The 14,641-nt window shown below is 60.8% G+C and carries 14 protein-coding genes and 2 pseudogenes; 9 read left to right on the top strand and 7 right to left on the bottom strand.

What is annotated here, in order from left to right; translation table 11 throughout:
* Positions 1–521: 521 nt before the first annotated feature.
* Positions 522–792: pseudogene (locus tag HMPREF3173_RS23825) on the top strand (phosphoadenosine phosphosulfate reductase family protein); the annotation flags it as partial.
* Positions 792–1,061, top strand: a pseudogene (locus tag HMPREF3173_RS06060) (GTP-binding protein); the annotation flags it as partial. The pseudogenes HMPREF3173_RS23825 and HMPREF3173_RS06060, both read left to right, overlap by 1 nt.
* A gap of 57 nt (positions 1,062–1,118) precedes the next feature.
* Here HMPREF3173_RS06060 and HMPREF3173_RS06055 read toward each other — a convergent pair.
* Positions 1,119–2,732: a phosphoethanolamine transferase gene (locus HMPREF3173_RS06055; protein ID WP_070571907.1), complete on the bottom strand. Its 1,614-nt coding sequence runs from the start codon at positions 2,730–2,732 to the stop codon at positions 1,119–1,121.
* 501 nt (positions 2,733–3,233) lie between these two features.
* On the opposite strand from HMPREF3173_RS06055, the gene HMPREF3173_RS06050 reads away from it, so the two are divergent.
* Complete coding sequence (locus tag HMPREF3173_RS06050; protein WP_256544021.1) at positions 3,234–3,911, top strand: nitrogen regulation protein NR(II); 678 nt, start codon at positions 3,234–3,236, stop codon at positions 3,909–3,911.
* On the top strand, positions 3,848–4,840 hold the full coding sequence (locus HMPREF3173_RS06045) for a 5'-nucleotidase (RefSeq protein WP_070571906.1): 993 nt from the start codon (positions 3,848–3,850) through the stop codon (positions 4,838–4,840). The genes HMPREF3173_RS06050 and HMPREF3173_RS06045 overlap by 64 nt, the downstream gene beginning before the upstream one ends.
* Position 4,841: 1 nt before the next feature.
* On the opposite strand, the gene HMPREF3173_RS06040 is transcribed toward HMPREF3173_RS06045, so the two are convergent.
* A complete protein-coding gene (locus tag HMPREF3173_RS06040) occupies positions 4,842–6,479 on the bottom strand; it encodes a hypothetical protein (protein WP_070571905.1) in 1,638 nt (545 codons plus the stop codon).
* A 187-nt stretch (positions 6,480–6,666) separates the two neighbouring features.
* Between HMPREF3173_RS06040 and HMPREF3173_RS06035 the strand changes: the two genes are divergently transcribed.
* A complete protein-coding gene (locus HMPREF3173_RS06035; RefSeq protein WP_070571904.1) occupies positions 6,667–7,944 on the top strand; it encodes a bifunctional O-acetylhomoserine aminocarboxypropyltransferase/cysteine synthase in 1,278 nt (425 codons plus the stop codon).
* 275 nt (positions 7,945–8,219) lie between these two features.
* Here HMPREF3173_RS06035 and HMPREF3173_RS06030 read toward each other — a convergent pair whose 3' ends face one another.
* From HMPREF3173_RS06030 to HMPREF3173_RS23815, 3 genes are all read right to left on the bottom strand, one after another.
* Positions 8,220–8,675: a hypothetical protein gene (locus tag HMPREF3173_RS06030; RefSeq protein WP_070571903.1), complete on the bottom strand. Its 456-nt coding sequence runs from the start codon at positions 8,673–8,675 to the stop codon at positions 8,220–8,222.
* Positions 8,672–8,983, bottom strand: coding sequence for a hypothetical protein (locus HMPREF3173_RS23820; RefSeq protein ID WP_139146819.1), 312 nt, complete (start codon positions 8,981–8,983; stop codon positions 8,672–8,674). Before HMPREF3173_RS23820 ends, HMPREF3173_RS06030 begins: the two co-directional genes overlap by 4 nt.
* Positions 8,984–9,059: 76 nt before the next feature.
* Entirely contained in the window at positions 9,060–9,560 is a 501-nt protein-coding gene (locus HMPREF3173_RS23815) for a hypothetical protein (RefSeq protein WP_139146818.1), read from the bottom strand.
* Between the two features lie 340 nt (positions 9,561–9,900).
* Here HMPREF3173_RS23815 and HMPREF3173_RS06020 point away from each other — a divergent pair, with 340 nt between their 5' ends.
* From HMPREF3173_RS06020 to HMPREF3173_RS06010, 3 genes are all read left to right on the top strand, one after another.
* Complete coding sequence (locus tag HMPREF3173_RS06020) at positions 9,901–10,668, top strand: hypothetical protein (protein ID WP_070571902.1); 768 nt, start codon at positions 9,901–9,903, stop codon at positions 10,666–10,668.
* 95 nt (positions 10,669–10,763) lie between these two features.
* A complete protein-coding gene (locus HMPREF3173_RS06015) occupies positions 10,764–11,681 on the top strand; it encodes a hypothetical protein (RefSeq protein ID WP_070571901.1) in 918 nt (305 codons plus the stop codon).
* Positions 11,682–11,722: 41 nt separating this feature from the next.
* The gene (locus HMPREF3173_RS06010) at positions 11,723–12,193 is read left to right on the top strand and encodes a GIY-YIG nuclease family protein (RefSeq protein WP_070571900.1); all 471 of its coding nucleotides are present in this window, start codon (positions 11,723–11,725) and stop codon (positions 12,191–12,193) included.
* 74 nt (positions 12,194–12,267) lie between these two features.
* Here the strand turns inward: HMPREF3173_RS06010 and glsB are convergent, their stop codons facing one another.
* Entirely contained in the window at positions 12,268–13,176 is a 909-nt protein-coding gene (gene glsB / locus HMPREF3173_RS06005) for a glutaminase B (RefSeq protein WP_043213650.1), read from the bottom strand.
* 146 nt (positions 13,177–13,322) lie between these two features.
* Positions 13,323–13,535 (bottom strand): hypothetical protein, encoded by a 213-nt coding sequence (locus HMPREF3173_RS24835; RefSeq protein WP_256544026.1) that lies wholly within the window; start codon positions 13,533–13,535, stop codon positions 13,323–13,325.
* Between HMPREF3173_RS24835 and HMPREF3173_RS06000 the strand changes: the two genes are divergently transcribed.
* Complete coding sequence (locus tag HMPREF3173_RS06000) at positions 13,464–14,444, top strand: sensor domain-containing diguanylate cyclase (protein WP_256544018.1); 981 nt, start codon at positions 13,464–13,466, stop codon at positions 14,442–14,444. The genes HMPREF3173_RS24835 and HMPREF3173_RS06000 overlap by 72 nt on opposite strands.
* Positions 14,445–14,641 lie beyond the last annotated feature (197 nt).

The following is a 14,641-nucleotide window of genomic DNA, read 5'->3' as shown; positions in this document are numbered from 1 at the left end:
TCGTGGCGATGGTAGGTGATGCGCGTGTCCGTCACCTCTGGTGCATCGGGATGGCGGTGGAAGGCGACATTGCGTACAGGCAAGCCGCGATTGTCCGACACCGTGACGGTAGGTGTGTTGCTGAATAGGGAAATGTTCAAGACTTGCTCCTTCAGTCATTACGAGATAACCCGCCCCTTTTTCAGCATCCTAAGCACCCCCACACGCGGTGAAAGCTCAGCGATCTGACAGTGTGGTGGTTTTCCCGCCTCCTCCGTTGGGCGCCTGTTTTCCTACAGCGGACTCCACCGAACCTTCGGTGCTCGTGTGGTGTCGCCATCAGACCCAGTGTGCTCATCCAAACGGACGAGGAGCGCCCCGTCACAACGGGTCACGATCCCTTGTTGGGCCACCCGGCTCTCCCGCGCCTGGCCAAGGTACGGGCCATCCAACGAGGACACCTTGATGACAACAGAAAAAAACCTGGTTCGCTCCGTCACCGTGGATATCGCCGCCCCTGCAGAGCTGGTCTGGTCGATCCTCAGAGCCTGCGGGTGTTCCCGCTGTCGAACTGGACCGAGCTGGACATCTGGCAATACATCTATCTCGAGCAGATCCCCATCGTGCCGCTGTACTTCGCCAAGGAGCGCCCGGTGCTACCCGCTTACCGGCGCCATCGACAGCGACGCCGATGACCTGCCGGCGATCATCAGCGAGATGCTGGTCAGCCACACCTCGGAACGCCAAGGCCGCCTGATCGACAGCGATTCGGCCGGCTCCATGGAGAAGAAAAAACAAGAGGGGTACTTCTGATGAACGCCATCACCCAGCACGACGAACTCACCCCGTACCTTCAGGCGCAACAGCACAAGCAACTGCTGCGCTTCATCACCTGTGGCAGTGTCGACGACGGCAAGAGCACGCTGATCGGGCGCTTGCTGTACGAGTCAAAGGTGCTGTTCGAAGACCAGTTCGGCCAGCTCGAAGCCGACTCGGAAAAGCTCGGCACCCAAGGCGAGGAGCTGGACTTCGCCCTGCTGGTGGACGGCCTGGCCGCCGAGCGTGAGCAAGGCATCACCTTGCTCACGCTATGAGCGCAGCGGGCGCGGTGCCACGCCGACGTGCCCGCACCTGACGGCTCAGCGGGTACCGAACTCGAACGAGGGCACGAAACCCGAGCCGAGCAGATAGGGGCAGTTGGAGTCGACGAAGTCGTCGCTGAGCAGGTCCTCGGCACTGTTGTAGCCGTCCGTGTAAACGCCGGTGAGCCCCAGCAGCGTATGCGGCAGGGAGGCAATGCTCACCCGTTGGTCTTGGCGTTGCTTGAGTTTTTCGAGCTTCGCGCTCTGGTGGCGCGACACGTTGTCCGTGGCCCAGACGAACGCCGAGACCGACAAGTCGTATTCATTGCCGATGCCATGCCCCAACAAGCCCCGATCATCATCCATGAGGTTCTGGCCATGATCGGAGCTGTAGACCAGCACTGACGGTTTGTTGCTGGCCTCCAGTTGATTCATGAGGGTGTGCAGCAGCCAGTCGGTGTAGAGCACGGTGTTGTCGTAATGGGCGACGAGTCTGTCCTTGGCGCTGTCGGTGGCGGGCTGGAACTGCCCGAAGCTGTCCGGATACCGGCGCTCGTAATCGAAATGGCTGCCCTTGATATGAATGAAGATCGCCTGCTTGGCAGCGGCCGAATGCAGGATTTGCTCATGCACAGGCAGCAGCGCGGCGTCATAGCTGCGCTCGAAGTACTGCCGGCTGTGCGCCTCGGCGGCAATCTGCGGAATGATCCCACCAAAGCTGTCGACCTCCTGGACAGACAACCAATGGGTCTTGTAGCCCGCTGCACGGTAGATGCCCACCAGGGATTTGGTCGAGGCGATCTGGTCCCAGTCGGAGATCGGCGACAGGCTCAGCATCGACGGCACGGCAAACGCGGTGTAGGGCGCGGTGGTGCACATGCGGTTGAACTTGAACAGCCCCAGGCGCTTGTCCAGGTTCGGTGTGGTTGGCTTGTGGTAGCCGTAGAGCGACCAGTTGTGTGGCCGTGAGGATTCGCCGATCACAAAAACGAGGGTTTCGATGTTCGAATCGTTCGAGACACGGGTGATGTTGACCTCGGTGTCCTGGCGCTGCTTGATGTATTCGAGGGTTTCGCCGTGCAGGTAGGCGGTCAGGCCGATCTGCGACAGGTAACCCACCGGCGTGCTCTGGTCCTTGGCGACCAGGTCGAGCACGGCGCCCTTGCCCAGCGAATTGACCGTGACGGTCTTGTAGAAGTACGCGCCATACCCCAGCAGCAAGGCGCACAGGCTCAGGGCGAACAGCGACCGGCTCTTGGGCAGCTGACGCCGATACAGGCCGGCCAGACCGATCCCGTAACAAGCCGCGAATACCGCCAGCACGAACGTGATGGACTTCCAGTAAGTCAGCAGGAAGTCGGTCGTTTCCTTGTAGTTGGTCAGCCCGATGAACAGGTAGGCCGCCGTCAACCGGGAGTTGAAGTTGAGCGTCAGGAACAGGTCGATGGTGGCCAACAGATAGAACGGCAACAACCCAACATGAAGCTTGAATTGATCGGTGGAGGCAAAACGGATCGCCGCCAGCCACAGCAACGAGATGGCGACGGTGTAGAGCGCCAGCAGGTCGATCTTCGCGTACGGGTTGGCGAGGGTGCGGATAATGATGGGCGATAGCAAAAACGCCCAGAGCACCAGGTTCGGCCATTCTTGCTTCAACGTGGGGAGTTTCATTTTCTAATGCTCGTCGGGCGCCCATGGAGAGGTGCGTCCCTGCGCGATACCCCGTTGCTGGCATACGAACGAGCATAGATCATCGGGCTTCTCCTTGGACGCCGGCGCTGACGGTTGCGGCAGGATCCCCCCGAGCATTCTAAGTTAGTCCAAACAGACAATTTACACGGCAAGTCCCCCATCAATACTGCCCTTCCCGATACCCCGCGAGGCGCAGCATGACCGTTCATCATCCGGCTCCCATCGCTACCGACGCGCTCAGTGCCTTGCTCGCCTTGGTCTATCAAGGCCCTCTCGAATCCACGCCTTGGGGCAGCTTTCTCGAACAGTTGCGCCAGCGCCTTGACGCCAGCTTCATCACCCTGGTGCTGCGCAACCCCGAGCACGAACGCCCCGGCCCGATCGTCAACGCCTCCAGCCACGGTCCGCTGCTGCCCGGCGAGCCGTCCTACAGCGAGTACTACTTCCATCTGTCCGTTTCTCGACTGGCCAGCCAATCAAGTGGCTACGGCCGACCAGGTGATGGGCAGCGCGCTGTGGCTGGCCCACGACTTCTACCGCAACTACCTGCAACCTCTGGACCTGCGCCACGTGCTGGTGGCCAATATGGTGACCAACGCCGGGATGCACTGCGCCTTGTTCGCCAGCCGCGGGCATGCCGGTGCGGACTTCGATACACAGGAAATCGCCTTGGTGCGCCTGCTGCTGCCACACGTGCAGCCGGCGGTGGACCTGCACTCGGCCGTGGATCGGCTGGACTCCGAGCGCCAGCTATATGCCGCGACCATCGACCGCTTGATGGTCGGTACGGTGATCCTCGATGAGAACGGCCGCAAGCTGCGCTGCAACAGTGCGGCCCAGCGGCTGTTCGATGAAGGCGACGGCCTGGTGTGCCGACAAGAGAAGCTGTGCGCCTACCTCAACCACGAAAACCGCGCCTTGCAGCAGGCGATCCAGGCCGTGCTGCGCCAGCGCCAGCGCGGGCTGGATGAGCTGGAGGTGCTCACCCTCTCCCGCCCCAGTGGCCAGATGCCGCTCAACCTGCTGCTGCGGCCGATCCCGCTGAACTACCAGGCTGGCATAATCTGGCTTGCACAGCAGCCCCAGGAGGCCACATGCCCTACCCCATCGAGCAGAAACTTGTCGTCGGCGTCGCCTCCAGCGCGCTGTTCGACCTGACCGTGTCCGACGACATCTACAAGACCGAGGGGGTCGAGGCGTACCGTCTGCACCAGGAGCAGAACCTCGACGAGCCCTTCCCCAAGGGCGTCGCCTTCCCGTTCATCCGGCGCTTTCTGAGCATCAACAAGGCCTTTCCCGCGCAGTTGCCGGTGGAGGTGGTGCTGCTCTCACGCAATTCGCCCGAGACCGGCCTGCGGGTGTTCCGCTCGATCGACCACTACGGCCTGGACATCACCCGGGCGGCATTCATGTCCGGCCGCTCGCCTTACGAGTACATCCCGGCCTTCAATGCCTCGCTGTTCTTGAGCGCCCACGAAGAAGACGTCCAGCGCGCCATCGACGCCGACTACCCCGCCGGCCTTGTGCTGCCCACGCGCATCTACGACGATGAAATCGACACCGAGCTGAGGGTGGCTTTCGACTTCGACGGCGTGATCGCCGATGACGAGGCCGAGAGCGTGTACAAGCAGCATCACGACCTCGGCGAGTTCCTGGCCCACGAGCGCGACCGCAAGGCCATCCCCCACCAGCCAGGCCCGCTGGCGGACCTCTACCGCAAGCTCTCGCATATCCGCACCCTGGAGGACCAGAAACTGGCCCAGTGCCCGGACTACCAGCGCATCCTGCGCATCGCCATCGTCACCGCGCGCAATGCGCCGTCCCATGAGCGGGTGGTGACCACCTTGAAGAACTGGGGCGTGTCGCCGGACGAGTCGTTCTTCCTGGGCGGCATGGAAAAAGACCGCGTGCTGTCGATCCTCAAGCCGCACATGTTCTTCGACGACCAACGCAGCCACCTGACGTCGGTGGCTGGGGATCTGCCGATGGTGCATGTGCCATTCGGGGTGGCGAACAAGCGTCGGGAAACGGGCGATGCGCTGGCCGAACCTGCACAGTGGCCCGTAGTGACCTCGGATAACGACTGAGTTATTCCCGGTAGCTCTCGATCAGGGCGTCCAGATCGCCGTCCTCGAGTTCAATGAACTCACCGGCGGCGGCTTCGTGGATCAGGGCGGCGAATGCGGGGCTGTATTCCGGGTCGTCTTCTTCCTCTTCGGTCGCACCGGACTTGATGCGGTCCAGCGCCTCGAGCAGCTCTTCGTCCAGGTTCATGAGGGCCTGGCCGAAGAAGGTTTCGAACAAGGCGGTGGGCAGACCATCAGCTATTAAAGCGAAGTGTTTGCCTAGCCTGCTGCCCATATTGACGATGAGATAAGCGGTCCCAGTACCACCGGCAAATCTCGCACGGAAGATGAGTTCGGAAGCAGATACAGAATGCTTGCGGGCCATTTCGGTCGCACGTCCGGAGAGATAAACATTCACCAGATACACCTGCTCATACTCATCGCCAGCGTTGAACTCGATGATGCCTCCACTGAGCACTTCCAACCCCTTTGCGCCGCCATTGGCAATCGCCTCGACTTCCGAGAGGCTGAAGCGGACCAAGTCGAGTTCGCTGTGTCTAAGAGGCGTGCAGTAAGCGGTGGCGGTCCCAGGTGTGCGTCCCTTGGCCCGAACCTGCCATTGCCGAAAGTGTTTAAGTTCGACGCAATGGCCCACGGACTGGCTGCACTCGAGGTAGTCCTGAAAGATCTGCGGAAACACTGCACAAGACTTCACCCAAGTGGCACGAGGCTTTCTGCTTCGCTTGCCCGCCTTGGCCGCATCGCCTGGCACAGCGACCACATCGGCATCCGGCACCAGGCAACGCAGGTCATAACCGATCATGAACAGCGCCGCTTCGAAGCAGTGGCTGCGCTCGGCCAACGAGCCGGAAAACATCCCAGGCAGGCGCTCGAGCACCGCCTGGATGATCCACCCTAGCTCGACCTGGCTTCGTGCCCAGATGTGGTCCGAGACCTTCGAGGTGAAGAACTGCGGCGCAGCCGCGTAGCCAAATTCGCCCGGATCACGTATCTGCTTGCCCCGCGCGGCACCGCTGGGGAACTTTAGTTGCGCGCGCCCTTGGGCATTTACCCGGTAGCGGGCGTACAGCATGGCAATGGCCGCGCCGACACGGCTGTCGTAGATCGGCGAACCGGTCGTGTCGATCAGGGCATGGATCTTGGTCAGCCCCGCGTCGAAGCGCTGGATGCTGCGCTCGTTCAGGTCCGAAAGTGTTTGGTCCGTATCGAGGCTGAACAACGGCCGGCACGCATTCAGGTACTCGACCAGTTTGCCCTTGCGTCGCAATTCGCCCAAGAACGGGACAGCTCCCCAGACACCGCCCCATTGCAACACCGCGCGACAGGCATTGTAGGTCGCATCGTCACAACCCGAGGCCAGCGCGCTGGCCAAGCGGCTGCGCAGCAGATCGAGCGAGGCCTTGGTGCTGGCCCAGTCCGTGGAGGCAACCCATTGCCCGGTATGGTAATCCTGCCACCCCGCGCCCCAGCGATACGCCGCATGCACCTGCTCCAGGCCCACCACTTGCAGATCCAGGCCACCCTTCACCTGCTTGCTGCGCCGCAAGCGCAGGTGCACCTGCAGATGCCCAAGCGTTGCTTGGAGCCACTCGATGAAGCCATTCACATCCGGTTGCGCGAGAAACGTCTTCCGATCCATCTGCTTGCTGTCCTGAAAAGTCGCTGAGTTGGTTGACCGCCAAGGTACAGCAGCGCCGGACACGCACCAACGGTGAGTATTCATACACGTCAACTTTTCGAGCAGATCACCCGCCTTCCATCACCTTGACCACCCTCCCCCCAGCCTCCATGCTCAAACGCTTCCACCACGACTCAAGGATCGATACATGAAGCTGGAAACCCTGGCCATCCACGCGGGCTTCAGCCCCGACCCGACCACCAAGGCCGTGGCCGTCCCGATCTACCAGACTACCTCGTTCGCCTTCGACGACACCCAGCACGGCGCCGACCTGTTCGATCTGAAGGTAGCCGGCAACATCTACTCGCGCATCATGAACCCCACCAACGACGTCCTTGAGCAGCGCATGGCGGCGCTGGAGGGCGGCGTCGGCGCCCTGGCCGTGGCCTCGGGCATGGCCGCCATCACCTATGCCATCCAGACCGTCGCCGAGGCCGGCGACAACATCGTCTCGGTGGCCAAGCTCTACGGCGGCACCTACAACCTGCTGGCCCACACCCTGCCACGCATGGGCATCCAGACCCGCTTCGCGCCGCATGACGATATCGCCGCCCTCGAAGCGCTGATCGACGACCGTACCAAGGCGGTGTTCTGCGAATCCATCGGCAACCCGGCCGGCAACATCGTCGACCTCCAGGCCCTGGCCGATGCCGCCCACCGTCACGGTGTGCCATTGATCGTCGACAACACTGTCGCCACCCCAATCCTGTGTCGCCCGTTCGAGCACGGCGCCGACATCGTCGTGCACTCGCTGACCAAGTACATCGGTGGCCACGGCACCAGCATCGGCGGCATCGTCATCGATTCCGGCAAGTTCCCCTGGGCCGATAACAAAGCACGCTTCGCCCTGCTCAACACCCCCGATCCGTCCTACCACGGCGTGACCTACACCGAAGCCTTCGGCCCCGCCGCCTTCATCGGCCGCTGCCGCGTGGTGCCGCTGCGCAACACCGGAGCGGCGCTGTCGCCGTTCAACGCCTTCCTGATCTTGCAGGGGTTGGAAACCCTGGCCCTGCGCATGGAGCGACACACCGAAAACGCCCTGAAGGTCGCCCACTACCTGCAAGGGCATGAGCAGGTCGCCTGGGTGAAGTACGCCGGCTTGCCGGACCATCCGGAGCACGCGCTAGCGCGCCGCTACACCGGCGGCAAACCGGCGTCGATTCTTTCGTTCGGGATCAAAGGCGGGCAAGAAGCCGGCGCACGCTTTATCGATGCGCTGCAGTTGGTGGTGCGCTTGGTGAACATCGGCGATGCCAAGTCACTGGCCTGCCATCCCGCGTCCACCACCCATCGCCAACTCAATGATGAAGAGCTGGAAAAAGCTGGGGTGCCACGGGACATGGTGCGGTTGTCGATCGGGATCGAGCACTGCGATGACATCATCGCGGACCTGGCGCAGGCGCTGGATGCGAGCCGCGGGTGATGACTCGCTATCGCTGACAGGCCCCGCCTGTTGTCTGCCGCGCTGCGGGAGCGGCCAGGCAGGAACAACGGTCTTGTGTTGCGGCACGGGCCTGTTCGCGGGTAAACCCGCTCCCACAGGGACCTGCATGTATCGACTTGTGGGAACAACTCAAGCCTGTGGGTTTACCCCCACAGGTACAGCGGAGTTCTTGATAGCACAGCGGAACCTGTGGGAGCGGGTTTACCCGCGAAGGCGTCCTCGAAGACGACGCCGTAATCAAAAAGATCAAAAGTCTAACGCGTTCGCTTGAGTTGCCTGAGCAGGCGCCGATGGCGGGTACGGCGCCTGCGCATGACGCAGAGGCGTTTCCAGAGGCCTCGGAAGCGGCGGGTGTTCAGCAGCCATAAGGCCGCCAACGGGAGAATGGCGGACATGACGGTCACTTGGGCATTGGATGAGGTCGTATAGGTTGCGAGGGTGCTGATCAGCGCAATTACCAGCAGCACCACTAAACTTTTCAGCGCTCGTACATGGGCTCTCAAAATCAAGAGAATCTGAACCAAGACAACCAAACTAATGGAGCCTGCCGTGGCATCCAGAGCATGCTCTTGCATAGGGCCAGTGAGGAATTTTTCCGCGACACTCGTAACCCCGTTAACTCCTGCGACAATGGAGAGAACAAAGACGGCGGAGAAGATCGTGAAATAAGGCCTGATCCAGATCGGAAGCTCTTTTCTTATATACGTCATTTTGTATCAAGCTCGACAGTACTAACGACGATAGACTGCACAGTCGCATTTCCGGCGATCCCAAGTACGTTAGCCAGGGACTCACGTATCTGAATAGATGTCACCCTCTTCATCTCTATATCGGTGAGCCTTTTTTTCATCTGACCAGTCTGCTGCGCTAGCTTTAGCTGTTTTTTCGTAAGGCTTGGATGACTGATGCGAAGCAGTTCATTGTTCAACGCCTTACGCTGCTGTCGTCCCAAGGGCCTCAATAACTCGGACCAGCTACGTCCCGTCACAGACCTCAAATGCTGCAGGTACTTGATCATGTTGTAGCTACCCGCAAGGACCGCAAGCAACGAAATCGCATCAAGCAACCGGCTTACTGACAGGACCCATTGATCGTTACCGATCGACAAGTCCAGGGTTGGTGTATTCGGCTCTTGCCCTTCTGATACCGATACCGCACTGAACGACCGACACTACCGCACCCGCCATCCCGAGATACATTATCGGCGTAGCGAGCCCTGCAGAAACAGCAGACACTCCGCCACCCACAATGACAAGTGCCACACTCAAGACCGCGCCAGTACAAGCCACCCCCATATTGGCCATCTCTTCAAGGAGCCGAGACTCGCGCGAACCTCGCTGAACCTGCTCCACATACTGCTGCGGCGTAACATGCCGCCTCAGCTCCTGAATCACCACCCGCTTCGGCACCACACTGCACACCGCCTGAAACCTACGCAGGTTGACGATGTTGTACTGCGCATCGATATAAACCACACCCGCCCCGATCAGCGCCGGGTCGGCATCGATCACCGCAAACAACCGAGGCAGATCGATCAGTTGCTCGATGCGCATCCGCGCCAGGTAGGTCGAGGGGCGTGCTCCGAGTTCGTCCAAGCGTGTAAGTCTCATCAAGCATCCTGTCTGAAGAACCGAGATGGCGGAAAACCAGTCGCCGCGTGCAAAACCCGTAGCGTACGGAGCCCCTGATGGCCTGTATGTCGGTGCCTTCCGAAGAACCTCGTCATCTCCCTGCCCGCCCCTTCGAGGCCTTTTCGCCGGCCCCGAATAGCCGCCTCAGCAACGGCGCGCACAAGGGTTGACCATCAACACTGGAGCACCGCATGCTCGGTCACACCCGCCTGTGCTCAAGGACCGATTGCATGAAGCCGGAAGACCGCGCCATCCCCACGCCCTCTGGCCCCCCGGTACAATCGACGCGGACGAGCCGCCGGCAATGACGCTCTTCTACCTCAAGCTCATCGTCACCCCGCTACTGATGTGGGGCGTCTCCCTCGCTTCGCGGCGCTGGGGTGGCCTGCTGGGTGGATTGTTGTCCGGCTTGCCCATCACCTCCGCGTTGGTGATGACCTTCCTGTGCCTGGAACAAGGCACCGCGTTCATGCTGAACGCCGTACCCGGTGCGCTCGGTGGCCTTGCAGCGGTGCAAGCCACCTATGTCTGCTACCTGTACGCGACTCGACGCACTGGCATCGGTTGGGCCGCCCTGCTGGCCTTGGCGCTCTACGCCGTGGCCGCCTACGCCTTTACCCACGGCGGCAGCCTGTACCTGTCGATTGCCGTCTCCCTGGCACTGATCGCCTGGCTGATCCGCGCCAGTGACCGCGAGCCCAAACCAGACCTGCTGGCCAAACCCCGTCATCGCTACTGGGAAATCCCCCTGCGCATGGTGGCCGCCACCACCTTGCTGATGGTCACCACCGGCTTTGCCAGCTGGCTGGGGCCGGCAGCGAGCGGGATGCTGGCGCCGATTCCGGTGATTGCCTGGCCATTGGTGGTGTTCGCCCATGTGCAGGGCGGGCGCGCGGGGATGGCGGCGATGGTGCGGGGCAATGCCATCGGGGCGGTGGGGGTTATCGCGTTTTATCTGGTGGTCGCAGGGTTGCTGGAGCGGTTGGGGATCGCGGCGACCTTTGCCTTGGCCGTGGTGCTGGCGGTGGTGTTGACGGTGGCGCTGGCAGCGATGTTGCGCCGTAGACGCTGATTTAGCGTTAGAAACGCCCTGCAAATCATTAAAGATCTGCAAACCCAGGGCGATCTAACAGGTTGGACCTTCTTTTCGCGACTTCGGACAGATAAGTGCAGTCGAGTATCCAACCGCTATTCCAGACCCTACAGCAGCAATACCTTTCCAGGCTCGACAACTGGAATGAGCTGATACAAACCCCTTTCCTGGAGATGCTCGTCGTCTGGGGCATCGTGACGTTTTTCGCCTCCATCATCCCGTTGAAACTGAGCACCGCCCGCGGATTGATGCTGGGTTTTGTCATCGCCATCTGTGGGGCGGTGACCATCACAGCGGATATCGCAGCTGACAGCCTCAGTGCCAAGAAACGCTTGATCGATGTAGAGCAGCAATTATCCGGGCTCGAAACGCCGGCCCCTGGGAGTGGGAGGCCCACGCCTGACAAGACCACCAACCCTGCACCCAATGCCGCCTCATTGAAAAACGAGCGCGAGCGATTGCTCGGCAAGATCGAGCTGGCTGGCGTGCTGACCACCTTCACCGCCATGACACTCGGGGGGCTGGGCGGTGGGTTGCTGACGGCCGCAGTGAGTATGCCGAGAAACCGGCAGGAAGAAGAACGCCAGGAGAAACCGGTACTCGAATGCATTCTGAACGGGTATTTCTACCTGTTCGCCTTCATCCTGACGTCCTCGCTGATCCTCCTGGCCGGCGAGTACTTCTTCCTTGCTCGCAGGATGACCGACACAGGAACCGCCCACCCGCTCCTGCTCATCCCAATTCTCGGGTTCCTGTTGAGCATCGTGTTCAGCGGCATTGCCTTCGACAGAACACGCAGCCACTTGAAAAAAGACAAGCCGCAGTTGTTCCAGCAATCATTATTTGGGCTGTTTGCGCTGTTCTTCTATCTCAATACGGTTGCCCACGTCTGGTACGACATCGGGGCGATCTCCATGGCCTTGCACATCCCCGTGGTCCTGGCCTTGTCCCTCCATGCCCTGCATCAATATCGCCAACTCGAGCGCAGATGACACTGTCAACACGCCAGCTTGAGACCCGCCAAGAGAGCGCCATGACCGAATTCACCGTTGTCGATATTTCCTGGTCCGATCGGATCAAGATCCACTATGACCCCGACCAACAGGTGCACGGGCTGCCGGAGGCAGACGGTTTTCAGCGCACCGGTTTTTACTGCCTCTACGGGCGTCATCCGGTCTATGGACCGGATGTGCTTCTGTATATTGGCGAGACGAAAATGTCCGCCACTGGCCGGTCTTTTCGGGCGCGGCTGGGGGAGCATCTGAAGGGCCGGTTCTGGTATCACGCCAATCTCTCGGTCTCCCTGGGCACCCTTGAAGAGGGGCAACAGCTCACCGCGCAAGCAATCCGCGCCGTGGAGTCGGTATTGATTGCAGCGCACAAACCGGCGCTCAACTGCCGCCATATTGACTGCGCGATGCCGGGTGCGGAGCAGTACTTGATTCGCAACTGGGAGTTCCCGGGGGCGCTTCAACATGAGTGCTCGGGGTATTACTGGCGGTAGGCTGCGCGGAGGGGTTTTACAGCACGACAGCCCTGGAGCTTTCGTGCTGTAACGGTATTGCGGCCGAGTGCCGATCAGAACACCGACCATCCGATCCGTGAGCTGAGCAACTCGAGCGCTGCCATCCCGGCCAGCGAGTTGCCCGCGGCGTTCAACTCCGGTGACCACACGCAGACCGTGAACTGCCCTGGCACGATCGCGACGATCCCGCCGCCTACGCCGCTTTTGCCGGGCAAGCCCACGCGGTAGGCGAAATTCCCGGCTTCGTCATACAGCCCACTGGTGGCCATGATCGAGTTCACCTGCTGAGTCTGGCGCTGGGTCAGAATCTGGTTGCCGCTGTGCTTGCAGAACCCATCGTTGGCCAGGAAACAGAACGCCTTGGCCAAGTCCAGGCAGTTCATCTGCAGCGCGCAGTAGCTGAAATAACTGCGCAGCACCGTCTCGACCTCGTTATGGAAGTTGCCGAATGACTGCATCAGATAAGCCATGGCCGCGTTGCGCGCGCGGAACTGATACTCCGAGTCAGCGACCCGGGTATCGATCGCAATGTGCGGATTGCCCGACAACCGCCGCACGAAATCGCGCATCGACAACGTGGGCGCGGCGAAACGCGACTGGTTGATGTCGCAGATCACCAGCGCCCCGGCATTGATGAATGGGTTACGCGGACGCCCGCGCTCGAACTCCAGCTGCACCAGGGAATTGAACGGCTGGCCCGAAGGCTCATGACCCAGCCGCTCCCAGATCGCCTCACCCGAGTGCTCGATCGCCTGGACTAGGCTGAACACCTTGGAAATACTTTGCACCGAAAACGGCACCAGCGCGTCGCCTGCGCAGTAATAACTGCCATCGTTGCCATAGACCGCGATGCCCAGCTGGTTCGCGGGCACATCGGCCAACGCGGGAATGTAATCAGCCACTTTGCCCTTGCCGATCAAGGGACGCACTTCGTCGAGAATTTCGTTCAACAGCGTTTGCATGGAAGGCCCAGTCATCAGTCCCCCAGACGACAGCGAGGGGTGGCATTCTTGACGACAATCGAGTGGGAGAAATCACATGTTCGCGAAGAAATGGATGACGGGGCGTTCAGGCGTGTCCGTACTGTCGTAGTCTTGATGCCCATAACCTATGCTGTGCTCGGTTTGACGATGAACAGAAACTGCACCTTGCCAACGCCGGAAGCCGTGAACCAAGGAATGGGAGATTGAACATGCCAGCTTGCCCTTTGCCCGTTGACGAAGCGCTTCGCCAGCGCGCCCTCGATGACATGAACCTGGTCGATACCCCAGCCGAGCACTACCTCGATACCTTGGTACGGCTCACCCAGGATCTGGCCCACGTGGACACGGTGCTCATCAGCCTCATCGACCAGGACAGGCAGTGGTTCAAAGCCCGAATCGGGCTGGAGGTAAGCGAAACGACACGGAGTATTTCCTTCTGCGGCTACGCCATTCTCGGTGAAGATACCTTGATGGTCCCCGACGCCAGATACGATGAGCGCTTCGTTGACAATCCGCTGGTGCTCAACGCGCCCCATATCCGCTTCTATGCCGGCCACCCGCTACGCGCTGGCAACGGCAAGGCCATCGGCACCCTATGCATGTTCGACCCCCGCCCCCGCGTGCTCAGCGACGCCCAAAAAGCGAACTTCAAGGACCTGGCCACCCTCGCAGAGGGCTATCTGCAACTGCGCGCGTTGGCCCAGGCCAACCGCGACTTGCGCCTTGAAATGGATCGAGAGCACCGTAAAGCGCTGCTCGACCCTTTGACCCAACTGTGGAACCGCGGCGCGTTGACCGCGTTTGAAGAGCACCAACGGCGTATGTCCGCAGCCAGTGGCTTACGCCTGGCTGCGATTTACGCAGACCTCGATCATTTCAAATCCATCAACGACACGTACGGCCATGCAAGCGGAGACAAAGTGCTCTGTGAATGCGCCCGCCGCCTGCGAGCCGCCCTTCGCCCCGACGACCTGCTCGTGCGCCACGGCGGAGAAGAATTCGTCGCTATTTTGCAGGTCAACGACAACGAAGAACTGAAGCGGATTGCCGAGCGCGTTCGTGAACAGATCGGTAGCAACCCAATGCAACTGCCCAGCGCTGAGTTGAAGGTTAGCGTGAGCATCGGCTGCACCCTCTTCGCCCCGGGTGAAAAAATCGATGACGCACTGGAGCGCGCCGACAAAGGGCTCTATGCCGCCAAGCAGAATGGGCGTGACCAGGTTGTGTATGTCAGGCCGCCGGTGTGAGGGCGGCAGGCTTACATTCAACGCCAAAGGCAAACGCTTTACGTTCGGGAGCGGGCTTGTGTCAGTGATGGGCTGCTCGGTGCTTGATTTGCGCCGCGGGCACAAAAAGCGCTTCTGACAGCCATCAGAGGCGCCTATCAATCCCCACCCCTGCCCTCTGTAACTAGAGAATTCTCCTACATGCTTCCTGATTAATT

This window comes from Pseudomonas sp. HMSC08G10, assembly GCF_001808425.1.
In the GTDB taxonomy this organism is placed as follows: Bacteria; Pseudomonadota; Gammaproteobacteria; order Pseudomonadales; family Pseudomonadaceae; genus Aquipseudomonas; species Aquipseudomonas guariconensis.
This window is presented reverse-complemented; position numbering and strand designations above follow the sequence as displayed.

Excerpts from the sequence above, each read along its gene's own strand:
- HMPREF3173_RS06010 (WP_070571900.1), top strand. The coding sequence starts at position 11,723 with ATGACCGAATTCACCGTTGTCGATATTTCCTGGTCCGATCGGATCAAG.
- HMPREF3173_RS06035 (WP_070571904.1), top strand. The coding sequence starts at position 6,667 with ATGAAGCTGGAAACCCTGGCCATCCACGCGGGCTTCAGCCCCGACCCG.
- HMPREF3173_RS06040 (WP_070571905.1), bottom strand. The coding sequence starts at position 6,479 with ATGGATCGGAAGACGTTTCTCGCGCAACCGGATGTGAATGGCTTCATC.
- HMPREF3173_RS06045 (WP_070571906.1), top strand. The coding sequence starts at position 3,848 with ATGCCCTACCCCATCGAGCAGAAACTTGTCGTCGGCGTCGCCTCCAGC.
- HMPREF3173_RS23820 (WP_139146819.1), bottom strand. The coding sequence starts at position 8,983 with ATGATCAAGTACCTGCAGCATTTGAGGTCTGTGACGGGACGTAGCTGG.
- HMPREF3173_RS06055 (WP_070571907.1), bottom strand. The coding sequence starts at position 2,732 with ATGAAACTCCCCACGTTGAAGCAAGAATGGCCGAACCTGGTGCTCTGG.
- HMPREF3173_RS06000 (WP_256544018.1), top strand. The coding sequence starts at position 13,464 with ATGAACCTGGTCGATACCCCAGCCGAGCACTACCTCGATACCTTGGTA.
- HMPREF3173_RS06020 (WP_070571902.1), top strand. The coding sequence starts at position 9,901 with ATGACGCTCTTCTACCTCAAGCTCATCGTCACCCCGCTACTGATGTGG.
- HMPREF3173_RS06030 (WP_070571903.1), bottom strand. The coding sequence starts at position 8,675 with ATGACGTATATAAGAAAAGAGCTTCCGATCTGGATCAGGCCTTATTTC.
- glsB (WP_043213650.1), bottom strand. The coding sequence starts at position 13,176 with ATGCAAACGCTGTTGAACGAAATTCTCGACGAAGTGCGTCCCTTGATC.